At 43.3% G+C, this 14,019-nt stretch carries 13 protein-coding genes; 7 read left to right on the top strand and 6 right to left on the bottom strand.

Annotated elements, in window-relative coordinates:
• The first annotated feature begins 45 nt into the window (after positions 1–45).
• Positions 46–1,011 carry a suppressor of fused domain protein gene (locus tag Q4Q46_RS17580; RefSeq protein ID WP_300477076.1) on the top strand — a complete coding sequence of 322 codons (966 nt, stop codon included), beginning with the start codon at positions 46–48 and terminating at the stop codon, positions 1,009–1,011.
• Positions 1,012–1,406: 395 nt separating this feature from the next.
• Here Q4Q46_RS17580 and Q4Q46_RS17575 read toward each other — a convergent pair whose 3' ends face one another.
• Both Q4Q46_RS17575 and Q4Q46_RS17570 read right to left on the bottom strand, forming a co-directional pair.
• Complete coding sequence (locus Q4Q46_RS17575; protein WP_311906617.1) at positions 1,407–2,378, bottom strand: DMT family transporter; 972 nt, start codon at positions 2,376–2,378, stop codon at positions 1,407–1,409.
• 343 nt (positions 2,379–2,721) lie between these two features.
• Entirely contained in the window at positions 2,722–3,363 is a 642-nt protein-coding gene (locus Q4Q46_RS17570; RefSeq protein WP_259509967.1) for a TetR/AcrR family transcriptional regulator, read from the bottom strand.
• An 86-nt stretch (positions 3,364–3,449) separates the two neighbouring features.
• Between Q4Q46_RS17570 and Q4Q46_RS17565 the strand changes: the two genes are divergently transcribed.
• Positions 3,450–3,977: a DAPG hydrolase family protein gene (locus tag Q4Q46_RS17565; RefSeq protein WP_311906615.1), complete on the top strand. Its 528-nt coding sequence runs from the start codon at positions 3,450–3,452 to the stop codon at positions 3,975–3,977.
• Positions 3,935–4,150, top strand: coding sequence for a DAPG hydrolase family protein (locus Q4Q46_RS21345; protein ID WP_371833785.1), 216 nt, complete (start codon positions 3,935–3,937; stop codon positions 4,148–4,150). The genes Q4Q46_RS17565 and Q4Q46_RS21345 overlap by 43 nt, the downstream gene beginning before the upstream one ends.
• Before the next feature lie 96 nt (positions 4,151–4,246).
• Here the strand turns inward: Q4Q46_RS21345 and Q4Q46_RS17560 are convergent, their stop codons facing one another.
• Positions 4,247–4,747, bottom strand: coding sequence for a peptidylprolyl isomerase (locus Q4Q46_RS17560; protein ID WP_006081478.1), 501 nt, complete (start codon positions 4,745–4,747; stop codon positions 4,247–4,249).
• Positions 4,748–4,844: 97 nt separating this feature from the next.
• Positions 4,845–6,248, bottom strand: a complete 1,404-nt coding sequence (locus Q4Q46_RS17555; protein WP_311906614.1) for a DEAD/DEAH box helicase — start codon at positions 6,246–6,248, stop codon at positions 4,845–4,847.
• 306 nt (positions 6,249–6,554) lie between these two features.
• Here Q4Q46_RS17555 and Q4Q46_RS17550 point away from each other — a divergent pair, with 306 nt between their 5' ends.
• Entirely contained in the window at positions 6,555–8,327 is a 1,773-nt protein-coding gene (locus tag Q4Q46_RS17550; RefSeq protein WP_311906613.1) for a DUF885 domain-containing protein, read from the top strand.
• Positions 8,328–8,573: 246 nt separating this feature from the next.
• Here the strand turns inward: Q4Q46_RS17550 and Q4Q46_RS17545 are convergent, their stop codons facing one another.
• Positions 8,574–8,894, bottom strand: coding sequence for a hypothetical protein (locus tag Q4Q46_RS17545; RefSeq protein ID WP_311906611.1), 321 nt, complete (start codon positions 8,892–8,894; stop codon positions 8,574–8,576).
• 230 nt (positions 8,895–9,124) lie between these two features.
• Between Q4Q46_RS17545 and Q4Q46_RS17540 the strand changes: the two genes are divergently transcribed.
• The 3 genes from Q4Q46_RS17540 (at position 9,125) to Q4Q46_RS21340 (ending at position 12,119) form a co-directional block, all read left to right on the top strand.
• Positions 9,125–9,619, top strand: a complete 495-nt coding sequence (locus tag Q4Q46_RS17540) for a putative 4-hydroxy-4-methyl-2-oxoglutarate aldolase (RefSeq protein WP_106650374.1) — start codon at positions 9,125–9,127, stop codon at positions 9,617–9,619.
• 57 nt (positions 9,620–9,676) lie between these two features.
• Positions 9,677–11,500: an AsmA family protein gene (locus Q4Q46_RS17535; RefSeq protein ID WP_311906610.1), complete on the top strand. Its 1,824-nt coding sequence runs from the start codon at positions 9,677–9,679 to the stop codon at positions 11,498–11,500.
• A gap of 217 nt (positions 11,501–11,717) precedes the next feature.
• Positions 11,718–12,119 carry a BsuPI-related putative proteinase inhibitor gene (locus tag Q4Q46_RS21340; protein ID WP_371824900.1) on the top strand — a complete coding sequence of 134 codons (402 nt, stop codon included), beginning with the start codon at positions 11,718–11,720 and terminating at the stop codon, positions 12,117–12,119.
• 139 nt (positions 12,120–12,258) lie between these two features.
• Here Q4Q46_RS21340 and Q4Q46_RS17525 read toward each other — a convergent pair whose 3' ends face one another.
• Positions 12,259–13,806, bottom strand: a complete 1,548-nt coding sequence (locus Q4Q46_RS17525) for a lytic transglycosylase (protein WP_311906609.1) — start codon at positions 13,804–13,806, stop codon at positions 12,259–12,261.
• Between the last annotated feature and the right edge of the window lie 213 nt (positions 13,807–14,019).

Below are 14,019 nucleotides of genomic sequence, written 5' to 3'. Positions count from 1 at the left end.
ACTCAGGTTAGGATATATTTAACATGGAATAGTGAGGTTTTTTAAATGCAAGAAATGATAAAAAATGTGTATGGTGATACCACTGCCGTTGAGTTCAAACCAGAAATTCCGTTTGATCTTGGTGGAGATCAACCGCTTGACTGTATTTCTGCTTACCACATTACGGAGCCAGTATCACATTGGTTGTATGTTACCGAAGGATTTAAGCAATTTGGCTTTGAGCTGACTTTTCGTTTGAAATCAAATGATGAAACAGCGCCAGAATGGCCTATTTCAATGCTAAATGGACTTGCTACTTACGTATTCACACAAGAAAGACATCTTACAGTCGGTGAGATGATTGACTTCAAAAGACCATTAGTCAATCAGCCAGATTGTTTTCTTACAACCTTGATGATGACTGCAGAGCCAAAACTTAAAAGTGCTGATGAGTCGGTTAAAATTTTACAAATCGTGCCTATTACCCCTGATGAAGCAATGGCTGCAAAAGGCTGGTTAACCGAAAAGTTTTTAAAACTGATTGAAATTCAGATTAAAGATGGACTCACTGATCTGAGACGTTTCAGTCTGTTAATTCAAGATAATATTGCTAATGCAATAGCACGGGGACGAGATAAAGACGGCTCAGATACAGATAGCGTTCCCTCATCAAAAATTTATTTTAATATTTCAGAGCCGCGTAAGGCTCGTGTTGAATTTGATGCTTTAGCAGGTTTCCATTTACTTTCTGTTATGCCAGGTCGTATTCCACATGAGAAAGAACTGCATATCATTAGTCCAGAGCACAATATTACTTTTATTCCAAGTGACGAAGGTATGGTTAAAGGCGTTAATGACACTTGGGTTGAAGTCTATATGACGCCGGGTATGTACAGAGAGTTCTATGAAAATCTTGAGGTAAAACGGAAGAAGTTTTACCTTTCAGGTTTTGATGGAATTGAGTTTGCCGTGAATGATACTTACTTGCGAGATCATGAAGGTTCTATCAGTGGCGTGCAACAGTGGCGTTAATTTTTTAGGAACGCTGTAGTGAGCACTCTGCGCCCGCAATTGTGTTGAAGAATAAAACGAGCCTCAATGAGGCTCGTTTTATTGTCTGTTAGCAGTGTCGATCCCACTTAGATAGAATCAAAAAGAGAACGCGCTTGCTGTGTTTATGTACTGAATTACAAACTGGTGTTTACGAATTTATACTATTAATTTATTGAATTATAATGTTTAATGTGTTTTTTATTCGTGATATTTAAGAGTGAATGCTTAAGCGTTAGCACGCTTTAATGCCATAGCAAATCACCAAAGGCTGAATCTGTGTTGAGTGTATCGCGCTTGTTTCTGCGCCTTGTCGAGTCTGTCTACTTGCGAAGAATTTAGCCGAGATTTCAACTTACGTTGTTGTTTTACTCATTTCATGCCGCATTCGGTATGTTATTCGTCGTGGTTCTTTTACGCGTTTGGATTAAGGTATAGCCGCCACTTAATACTATGAGTAAGCTCCCTAGAAGTGTTAGTAAATCTGGTGATTCTCCAAATATCAATATGCCTAACGCTAAGGCAAACAGTAAACGTGTATACCGAAAGGGGCTGACTACTGAGACATCTCCAGCGCGCATAGCGATTGTCAGCGCATTGTAGGCCATGACACCAAAGACGATGGCTCCCAGAATTTGTGTTGCCGCAGTGGTACTAAACTGTAAGGGCTCATTTTGGTACATCATTATGGCTAAGCCTGTCGGAATTAACACAAAAAAGCCATACACCCCGAGTTGCATGTTAGATAACACGGGTGATGCGGCACGGGTTGCTAAATCGCGTCCTGCAAAACCTAAGGTAGCGATAACGGCAAATAAAGAGGTAGCTTCAAAGCCATCAAGCCCTGGGCGAATGATCATCAGTACGCCCACAAAACCAACCAATACCGCAAGCCATCTTTTATGACCGACTTGTTCACCGAACAACAAGGCTGCGCCAATCATGGCTATCAGAGGTGTGGCTTGCAAAATAGCGGATGCACTCGAGAGTGGCGTTAAGGTGATAGCTAAAGCAAAACAGAATCGGCCGATAACTTCACACAGTGCGCGTAACAGTATGGGTCTCGACAATGCCGCAGGGTGAAGCACAGTTTCGCCCTTGCGCCAAGTTAACAGTATAAATATCAACATTCCACCAAGGCCAAATAACGCTAAAATGATGCCGATAGAGGTGGTTTCTGCTGCAGATTTGATGAGCATGTCTTCAATAGAAAATGCTGCCATAGCAGCAACCATAAACAGACTACCTTTTGTATTATTCAAAATCTCTTCCCAACATGTGTAGACTGCGTCTGTGAAAAAGTATCGACTTGAGAGTGTTGGCTCGATGGAGCAGATCGCTGAAGTCATGGTATAGCTTATTGTGACCCAAGTTAAACATCATGCGCTCTAAGTTAGACAGCATTTTATGCGCGCTACAGCAGGCTTTCTTTGCTCATCCTAATCGGATTAGCAGCCCAAGTTCGCAGTGTTCTTTGGCTTAAGAGCAAAGGGGATAATAAGAGTAAGCAAAATACTATAATAGATACAGAAATGGCTTTTTCATCTATATCAGATGGTTAATCAAACGCTGCTACGCGTATCTTGTATGTCCAATATCAGCAAATAGCATAGAGACAAGTTGTTTGGCTGTGGCGTTAATCAGCCGAATACAAAATACTTTTCCTAAATAGGGCAATAAGATGCCCTGTTTTTATGGGATAGTTTGGCTGAAGCTCGGTAACAGTAATTGCACTGCGCTATGGGCTCTATCTCGAATCGGTATTAAAGGTGTTTGCCTTAAAGCCAGTTCTCGTAGTGGTTCTGCAATGACCATGGCGAGTAGTAGATTACTCAGTATTTCATAATCTTGCTCACGAATGATGTGAAGATCGCTATGTTTAACCATCCATAGTTGTAAGATTTTTCTACCGCGTTGAATTCCCTGTTGCTGATAGCTTGCTATCAATTCATCTCTACCCGGAAAGTCAGACTGTAAAAGCCGGAAAAGACGAACAGCTTTAGGGCTCAGTACTTGTTCGCCAATCGTGACTAATCCGTCCTCAAGCTGCCGCATAAACTCATCGAGCGAAGCCGCATTTTTTTCAAAGCATGATTTAAATGAATCAGTCCAGCTACGCAGTGCTAATTGGATCAGCTCGTCTTTTCCTGAGGAAAATCGGTAGATTGTTTTTTTGGCGACGCTAGCTTGGCTGGCAATCTGATCTAGACTGGTTTTTTCATATCCTAATTCCAACAAAACATCCAATGTCGCCGCCACTATTTTCGTTTTTGTCTCTTCGCCGACCGTCGTGGGACGTCCGCGCTTCTTTATTTCGTTAGTGTTAATTGGCATCAATTCTCTCCCTTGACAACGCCGAATTATAAGCGTAATTTTTTTGGAAACCAACTCGGTTTCCAAAATAAATCAGGAGAAATAGAATGAATAAAATCGCAACATCAAAATGTTGGGTAGTGGATGATATTCATGATTTGCTCAACCCTGCACCACTAAAGCTTGAAATGGGATTTTCAAGGCTAGCCAGCGGTGAATTACTCGTTGCAGTAAGAACCGATATGCATGGTTGCAAGGGGGAGATGCTCGATTGGTGGTTCAGATATTTTGATTCAACACAAAAAATTAAATGGTGGCATCCTCATGATCATGTTGCTTTTAAAGGATGGGACGAGAAGTGGGTTAAAGGGGAGAATTATATTGGTGCAACCATTGAAGCTGTTGAGTCCCTTGCAGATATTCCTCCAGTCACGGCCAAACTTAAGTTTCATGCACCTACGGACTTTTTTGAATTAACGGCTTATGAGAAAGCTCAGGATAACAACTGGGTATCAGCCGCTATCTGCTCTACGATTGGTTTTGGTGATAATATTGTGGTAGATGCAGAAGGCGATCCTGTTAGTGGTGAGATGTGGTTCATTTGGCCCGAGATACGGAATTTGGTTGTGTATTAAGAAGTCGCTTTCTTCTCGGAAAACCGGAACCCGGTAAAAAGATAGAGGTCTCTGATGAGATAGGTTTGAACCTCATGCGACATTGTTATAACGAGTTCACTTATTTATCACGGATCTTACCGTCGCTGTATTTCGCTGAAGCAAAACCCGAAGCTGCGCCTACACCTTGGTAAATAATTAATTTCAAAACCGCTACGAAAAATAATAAATCGCTCAGCTAAAACTGAGCGATTTTTTATATCAAAAAAAAAGTCTTATCGTTTTAACGGTCAGCTTTGGATATTAATCGTCACTTTCTCGATAACTATAGGTTCGCGGGGCACGTCTTCGTGGCCAGCAACTGTGGTGGTTTTGACTTTTTCAATCTGCTGGATAATATCCATTCCCGCTGTGACCTTACCAAATACCGCGTAACCCCAACCGTTATTGGTGGTGGCAGTGTGGTCTAAAAAGTCATTATTGGCGGTGTTAATGAAGAACTGCGCCGTGGCCGAATGAGGCGCATCGGTGCGAGCCATAGCGATAGTGCCTATGGTGTTACTTAGGCCTTTGTTGGCTTCGTTCACGATAGGCTCGTGGGTCGGCTTTTCTTTCATTTTTGCGGTAAATCCGCCGCCCTGAATCATAAAACCTTTGATAACACGGTGAAAAATCGTGTGCTCAAAGAAGCCTTCTTCACAATAGCGGACAAAGTTTTTTGAACTGACAGGCGCATGTTCAAAGTCGAGTGCTATTGTGATGTCGCCTAAATTGGTGCTGAATGTAATCATGCTAATATCTTCTATCTTAATGAGTTTCTACTTTTAATAAGTCACGACTGGTACTAGATCATGACTTTTTACGGGATCATGACTTTGTATTAGGCCATCAGTTTGTTTTAGAACCGCTGTTCCACGGATTAAAGGGCGCACTGCGACCCGTAGTCTCGCTACTGTTATCAGTCTGCGCGGATTGTGGCCGCGCTACAGTGGCTTTTGCCTCAGGCTTTGATTTCGCGCTGCGATGCTTTTTCGCATGGGCGGTTTCAAAGGAGCCTTCTTTCGCGGGGCGTGAGGTTTTAGCCTCAGGTGCGCGTGCTTTAAAGGTTTTTGGCGTGGTATTTTTCGGCACAAAGTCGAGGATAGAAACTGGCACTTCTTTGTTCGGCACAAAGCCTTCAATTTCTTTACGCACTATGAGGTGGCCTAAACGGCGCTCGATAGCGCACAGATTTCTAAAATCATCTTTAGAAACAAAGGAGATGGCTTCACCGCAGGCGCCAGCACGACCGGTTCGGCCAATACGGTGAATATAATCATCGGCTTCGTCGGGCAGATCATAGTTGACCACGCGGGTGAGGGCGTCGATATCGATACCGCGGGAAGCCACGCCGGTCGCCACTAAAAAGCGCAGTTTTCCGGACTTGAAATCGACTAATAATTGCTCGCGTACCGCTTGGCTGCGACCACTGTGAATGGCTTCGGCGGCAATACCGCGTTTTTCGAGTTGGCTGACCAGTTTGGCGGCGCCTTGTTTAGTCTGGATAAAAATCAGCGCCTGTTCCCATGCTTGCTCAGTGATGAGCTTGCTTAACAGGGCAGACTTTTTGTCTTTATCGACAGTGATTAACCATTGGTCGATTTGTGGTGCGTTCGCACTGTCACGGGCAATTTCAATCTCAACAGGGTTTTCAACCGCTGTTTTCGCTAAAAAGCGCACTTGCTTAGATAAGGTTGCCGAAAACAACAAATTTTGGCGTTCTGTTGGCAGACGTTCGATGATCTTATTGATGTCCTCGATAAATCCCATATCGAGCATTCTATCGGCTTCGTCTAGGACTAATACCGAGAGCTCATCGAAATGAATCGCTCTTTGGGTGTACATATCGAGCAATCTACCGGGAGTCGCTACCAGAATGTCGACGCCTTCGATAAGACGTTGTTTCTGTGGTGCGGCATCGACGCCACCATACATGGCCATAGAGGTTAGCGGCAGGTATTTTGCGTATTTGGCAATATTGTCTTCTACCTGAACGGCCAATTCGCGGGTTGGCGTTAAGATCAAGGCGCGAACGCGTTTAGCCCGAATTTTCGGCATATCGGCGAACATTTGCAGTATTGGCAACACAAAACTGGCGGTTTTACCTGTACCCGTTTGCGCGCCGGCCAGCAGGTTTTTACCTTTCAAGATCACCGGAATGGCTTTTTCTTGGATCGGAGTAGGTTGTGAATAGCCGAGCTCGGTGATGGCTCTTAAAATCGGATCGCTTAATCCAAGTTTGGAAAATGGCATTGAATGTCTCAGGTAAAGGGTCAGGTCAATAATGTATAAGCAAACTGTTACGCTAAAGCATGAACAGTGGAGCAGGGCGATATTATAGCAGGAGGTGAAACAGAATAGGCGATTATCATTATCTGAGTACGTTTAGCAGAGCAGGGATTTTAACTCGAATAGGATAAGTGGCATAAATATCGATAACTCACAATTTTGTAACCGTAGATGTATTCACAGCTAACACTGCTGCAATTATTGGGACAATATGATTAACTTAGGTAATTTTTTGCATGCCTGATAAATATCAACAAAGGACTCATAATAATGAAAAAATCCGCTATTTCCCTTGCGATAGTGTTATCGCTGGCCGGCCTTGCTGGTTGTCAATCCCATACCAGTCAAACCGAGCCTGTGGTTGCACCTGAAGTTAAAGCCCCATCATTTGAGCAATTTTCAGCCTCCTTTATTGATTCGCTGTGGGAATTATCACCGACCTGGGCCTTATACAGTGGCAAGCATGTTAACGATGGCTATCTTGAAATCCCCGATGCGGCTGGTCGTGCGAAAACCCAAGCGTTTGTGAAGGCACAACAAGCCCAATTGACCCAGTTCGAGCAAAAGTCGCTGACGCCGAATGAACTGATTGATTACCATCTGATCGACAATTTACTCGGCAGCATGGCATGGGAAATTGACAGTTTTAAATCTTGGCAGTGGGATCCTTCAAGTTATAATGTATCGGGCGGTTTTGCCCAAATCATCAATGAAAACTTTGCCCCTTTAGATGACAGATTACGTTCGGTATTGGCGCGGTTAGAAAATGTTCCGGCTTATTATGCTGCCGCGCAGTCAAACATTAGTCAGCCAACATTGGAGCATACTGAATTAGCCGTGATGCAAAACCAAGGTGCATTTTCGGTGTTTTCCGATGACTTATTAAAACAGGTCGCCGATTCTGGTCTGACGGCTACGGAAAAAGCGTTATTTAACACACGGTTTGATGCTGCCACTGCCGCAATTAACGGCCATATCGCTTGGTTAGACAAATCAGTGGTTCAACTCAAAAAAGATGGTGCCCGTAGTTTTAGAATTGGCGAGGAACTATACGAGCAAAAATTTGCCTTTGATATCCAAGCGGGCATGACAGCAAAACAGCTGTATCAAAAAGCCGTGGCCGATAAAGACCGTGTTCAAGGGGAAATGGCAAAAATTACCGATAAGTTATGGCCTAAATATTTTACTACGCCAAAACCTGCTGACAGTAAGCTCGCTATTCGCCAGTTAATCGATAAATTATCGACTCAGCATGTTCAGCGCGATGAATTCGTGAATGAAGTGCGTAAGCAGATTCCAGAGTTAATTGAATTTGTAAATAATAAAAACTTAGTGACATTAGATCCTAACAAACCACTGGTCGTCCGTGAAACGCCGGAATATATGCGCGGTTATGCTGGCGCTTCAATTAGTGCACCGGGACCTTATGAAAAATCAGGAAATACTTATTATAACGTGACGCCGCTCGATGGCATGAGTGATGCGTCTGCCGAGAGTTATTTACGTGAATATAATCACTGGATCCTGCAAATTCTTAATATTCATGAAGCCATCCCAGGCCACTACACTCAACTCGTTTACTCTAATCAATCTCCAAGTTTAGTGAAGAGTTTATTTGGTAATGGCGCTATGGTTGAAGGCTGGGCGGTTTATACCGAGCGTATGATGTTAGAAGAAGGCTATGGCAACTTTGAGCCTGAAATGTGGTTGATGTACTACAAGTGGAATTTACGCGTTATCTGTAACACTATTTTGGATTACAGCATTCATGTGAAAGGCATGACTGAAGACCAAGCTATTGCCCTGATGATGAATGAAGCCTTCCAACAGCAAGCTGAAGCCGAAGGCAAGTGGCGCCGCGCGACGCTTAGCCAAGTTCAATTGACGAGCTACTATTCTGGTTATCGAGAAATTTATGATTTCCGCGAAGAATATAAGAAAGCGCAAGGCAATGATTTTGACCTTAAAACTTTCCATGAGAAGTTTTTAAGTTATGGTAGTGCGCCAGTGAAGTACATTCGTCAATTAATGCAAAACAAATAAGTTTATGCATAATATTAATTAGCAGAGCTCAGGCTCTGCTTTTTTATGTCGAATTGCGGCATAAACGAGAGTTGGATGTGAAGCTAAGTTGACACTGCTTATGACTAATATCATAAACGTTTTGCAAATAGCGAACCGCAAAATCTATTGCCATATAACTTAAAAACTATATATTTAGTTATATGGCATATGCAGTTTTAGCCAAATAATTTAGCGGCTTAATAATATAACCGGATAGCGTTATGTTTAACTTTTAGATTGAGATGCGGCCATTAGCGCTAGGACTTCATCGTAAGAAATGTTAAATTCTCTCGACAAGTTTATGATTTTTGTTTTGTAGGTTTGAATGTTTTCTTGCTGGGCTAATTGATGTTTCTTTTCTTCAACGAGCTCGTTAACGGTTTCTTGTAATATCAATAATCGACGTAAACTATAGTCGAGGGATTTAATATATTTACCCATTTGTTGCTTGTTACGTGCTTGCTCAAGATCCGTTGAGACTTTTTTATCATATCCATATTCATCAAGAGCCGCGATTGCGCTCTGTAAATCAATATCAGTAGTCATTTGGTTTTCGCTTTATAACAAAGAGGTGTGAGAACAGATTGATGAAACATTCTTATGAAACATTAACAGGTGTCATAGGACGTTAACTATCGCAGATTATAGTGCCTATGCCAATATACACCAAGCGTTTGCTGGTTAAAATTAAATAAAAAATGCTGATTTTGGCTTTGCCCTTGTCGGGGTCTACAATTATGGTTAGTCTAAAGTGATAGGCTATTATGGAGATTCAAATGCTTGATCTACTACCAGATTTATTTGACCACTATCCGTCTAAATTACAGTTACTTCCCCTCGCATTTAAACCCTATGGCGCTAAGCGGCTGTTTTGGGGCGAGATAGTCACAGTCAAGTGTTTTGAAGATAATTCTAAGGTAAAAGAAATACTTGCACAGGATGGGCATGGTAAAGTTTTGGTTGTCGATGGGGGAGGCTCTCTGCGCCGCGCCTTGTTAGGCGATCTTATCGCGCAAAGCGCGCTAGATAATGGTTGGCAAGGGATAGTGATCAATGGATGTGTTCGTGATGTGGCCCGATTAAATACTTTTAGTTTAGGTGTTTATGCCTTAGGTGCCATGCCGATAAAAACCGAGAAGTTAGATCAAGGCCAAATTAATGTTGCTGTCGATATGGGCGGCGTAATGGTTAAGCCCGGTATGATGCTGTATGCCGATGAAAATGGTATTGCAGTAAGTGATGAGATGTTGAACTTTGCATTTTTAAATTAACATTTTTAAATGAATTAGTCGCTTTAAATTCAAGTTGTTTTTGATAAGGATATTTGTATGAAATTCATTAAGTGGCTCTTGGCCTTAGTGGTGACGCTCATTCTTTTAGTCACCGTTTATCTCACCGTATTTTTCGACCCTAATGATTTTAAACCTGAAATAGTCGATGCCGTGAAAAAACAAACGGGTCGTGAATTAGTCATAACAGACGATTTATCTTGGACCTTTTTCCCTGTTATCGGCATTAATTTAGGTGGCGTGTCTTTATCTAATCCAGAGGGATTTACCCCTAAGGCTATGTTAGAAGTCAACAAAGCCGTTGCCGAAGTGGCGTTGATGCCATTGTTTAGTCAGAAAATTGAAATTGCCGAATTGAGTCTCGATGGCGCAACCATTAATTTAGTGACTCGCAAGAATGGCACTAGCAGTTTTGATGGATTAAGTGGTGATAATAGCAAACAAGCCGCAACTCCAGCGACCGAAATGTCCTCAAATGCCAAATTGAACGATATTAATATTGGCGGCGTTTCAATCACCAATACTCAAATTAATATGATTGACGAAGCGAAAAAGCAAACTCAAGTCTTTAGCTTAAAAAGATTCACCTTAGGTGAGTTTACTTTAGATACATTTGCGCCCATCGCCTTTGAATTTAGTGCAACCATGCCGGATATGACGATAAGTAGCGAAGGTAAAGGTGAGCTAAAACTAAGCCGAGACTTGACGCAACTCGTCGTCAATGGACTCAAAATTGACACTGTGGTGGAAGGTGAGAGTATTCCCAATAAGAAACTCGAAACATCGATTAGCTTAGCGACTCAAATTGCGTTGGATAAACAGCAATTATCCGTCGATATTGTGCAGCTTACCGCGGCGAGCATTACCGCTGCGGGTAAAGTTGGTGTGAATTACGCCACAAAAATTCCGCAAATCAATGCTGATTTTCAAGTCGGCGATATCGATTTAGATACGCTGTTAACTAAAACGGAGACCGCTGCCGTAACAGAACAAGTACCCGCGGCAAGCACGCAGGCAGTTGAGCCTGATTTATCGGCTCTTAAGCAGCTTGATGTAAAACTCAAGTTGACCGTTAAGTCGATTAAGGTCGCGAATCTGTCGACTCAAAATTGGTTGATGGACGTGGGGATTAAAAATGGCGTGTTAGATTTAACCAAATTGAATGCGGATTTATACCAAGGTCAATTACTGGTGAGCGCTCAGGTTGATGCGCGTCAAGCGGTGGCCAGTTATCAATTTGATAAGAAAGTGACGGGGGTACAAATTCGTTCTTTGCTGAAAGATGCGGCGGATGTGGATTTACTGGCAGGCACGGCCAACTTTGATGTGAAGGGTAAAGGTAAGAGTTTGATCCCTGAGCAGTTAAAGAAAAATCTATTAGCTAATGGTCATTTCGATATTAATGACGGGGCTTTGTACGGGGTTAACATTCCGCAGATGATCCGCAGTGCCCAAGCTAAGTTAAAGGGCGACTTATCGCCAGAAACCAAGGAAGAACGCAAAACCGACTTCTCGAGTCTGAGTGGCAGTTTCTCGCTGGATAACGGCGTTGCCACTAATCCAGATCTTGCCATGTCTTCACCTTTATTGCGTTTGGCGGGCAAAGGCACGGCGAATATATTGACTGAAGCCTTAGACTACCGATTAACGACTAGCCTAGTGAATTCATTAAAAGGTCAGGGCGGTAGCGACAAAGATGCGCTGGCGGGAATTGACATTCCGTTGGCGATTACCGGGACTTTCCAAAAACCTGAATATGCCTTGGATACTCAAGCGTTACTGAATAATCAGTTAAAAGAAGAAACCGACAAAGCTAAGGAAAAATTAAAAGACTCCTTACTGAAAAAACTAGGAGGTTTCTAATGGTTGCTCCAATGCGCTACGCATTGCTTGTTGGCGCGAGTGCTTTTGTCGGAGGGCAACTGGTTGCTTGCTCTGCGCCAGAAGCCGCTGATACGAGTTCGTCTACCAAGGGCGAGACGACAACAGCCAGGCTGTTCAGCCTGAGATCGTTCGCGCTGCCGATCTGGCGCTCGATGTTTCAGGCCTTAAAAGTACGCCGACATTAAAGGTTGAACCTATGATGACTGATGCTACGCCAGGACTGCTTCGCGGTGAGTTAGCCTTAGAGCCGTTTGTGGATTTCAAGCAGCCAGTTAAGGCAACGTTGACTGTGACCAATCCACAAACCTATGCCGTCGGCCTTCGATATAATTCAGGCATGACAGCGGATTTATGGCTGGTAACGCAGGAGGGCAAACGTCTGTGGGCATGGTCTGATGATATGATGTTTACCCAAGCGCTACGCGATAGCCAATTGGCAGCGGGAAAGGTGATCACTACTTCCTTTAGCATTCCGCCCAAAGCGTTTGCTGGTATACCCGCAGATGGTGCTCGTTTAGAAGCGCATTTTGCTGCTAAGGCATTAGAGTCTGATGCCGTTGTTATGGCGCCCGTTGTCTTATTACTGACAATGGAATAACGCCGGTTCTCATAATTGAAAAGGCCCTTAATAGAAAAAGGCAGTAATCCGATAGGGTTGCTGCCTTTTTGTTATCTGTTGCTCAAACTTGCTGACGCTTTAGAGCATTAATCAGCTCGAACTCTGTGCCTGCTTAGTTTTACGCGCTCAACTTACTTTCATCGACGACTAATTTGATCACTTGCCCTGGTTGCAAATATTGTGATTGCGCTAGGCTATTCCATTCTAATAGCTCGGCCACAGTCACGTTAAATTTGCTGGCGATACGGGCGAGGGAATCACCGGATTTGACCTTATAACTCACAGTGCGAATTTGCGCAGTTTGCTCAAGATTTTTCGGCGCTAAGATCACCAGTTTTTGACCATTTTGTAGCTTGTCACTCTTACCTAATTTGTTCCAAACGCTAAGTTGTTTCACTGTCACTTTATGGGCTTGGGCGATTTCAGAAAGTGTGTCACCAGACTTAACCTGATAGGCAATTTTTGTCGATTCAGTCGCAGCGTGCGATTTCTTCGGCAATTGTTGCTGAGTCGACAGGGCATAGAGCTGTTTGTCTTGCGCATCGACAGGAATAATCAAATGCTTGCCCGCGACTATGGTATTGTTTTTCATGCCGTTGGCGGCGCGAATTGCATTAATCGTCGTGTGGTGCTGCTTCGCAATTTTGCCAATACTGTCACCGGATTTGATCGTGTAGCGTAGCCAACTGATCCTATCTTCGGTTTCTGTTTCGGCGAGTGCTTTCTTAAATTCTTCCGATTTATCAATCGGCAATACTAAAGTGTGCGGCCCCAGTGGCGAAGTGGCCCAGCGGTTATAACCAGGATTGAGCTTTTGCAGCTCAAGTGTGGTCATGTTTGCTAAACCTGCTGCCATGGCTAAATCAATTTGGCTATCAATATCAACTACTTCAATTGAAGGATTGTTGCTGATTGGCGCTAAAGTGATGCCATATTCATCGGCGTGTTTAATGACTTCAGCTAGCGCCAGCAGTTGCGGCACGTAGCGTTCGGTTTCACTGGGTAAATCCAATGACCAAAAGTCAGTTTTTAAGCCTTTCTTCTCGTTACGTTTAATCGCATTGAGCACCCGAGATTCACCCGAGTTATAGGCCGCAATAGCATAAAGCCAATTGTTATTGGTTTTATCGTAAAGATATTCCAACATGTCGAGCGCTGCAGTCGTTGAAGCGGGCACATCACGGCGACCGTCGTACCACCAGTTCATTTCTAAACCGAAATGGCTGGCCATAGGCGTGGTGAATTGCCACAAACCCGATGCCGCACTTGCTGAAGACGCCGATGGATCAAAGGCGCTTTCTATAATAGGTAATAGGGCGATCTCAATCGGAAGATGACGCTTTTCAAGCTCTTCAACGATCAGGTACATATAAGGTGCAGCACGCTCTGAGATGATCTCTAGATGCTGCGGATTTTTGATGTACCAATCGCGATATTGATTCACCAATTTTTGATCGGGAACCGGTAACTGCATACCTTGACGAATTCGCTCCCACACATCGGTAATTTGCGCCGACGGAGCCTCGGTTGCGAGGTAATATTCTGGGACTGTATTTTCGGTTGTGACGGCTTCAACTTCTGTCTGATTAATGCCATGGTTGTCTAATGTTTGACAACCTGTGAGTAGGGCAAATCCCCCTACAACAACATAAAGTGATACTCTCATTGAAAACGGTAGTCCTCTGTTAGTGCATAGCTTTTCTTTATAGTAACAGTATGTTTTATATGAAGATAAAGACGACGCAGCGCGCAAAGTTTTCACGCAAAACGAGCCATTCTATGGGATCTTTTCGATCTTGTCCCTTAATTATCGTACATAATGTAAGGCCATTTTTGATTTACATCATCAAAAATGAGAAAAACTGTTTAAATTTCAATC

The organism is Shewanella vaxholmensis (assembly GCF_031932135.1).
In the GTDB taxonomy this organism is placed as follows: Bacteria; Pseudomonadota; Gammaproteobacteria; order Enterobacterales; family Shewanellaceae; genus Shewanella; species Shewanella hafniensis.
The sequence above is the reverse complement of the archived record's forward strand: the minus strand, read 5'-3'. Positions and strand labels throughout refer to the sequence as shown.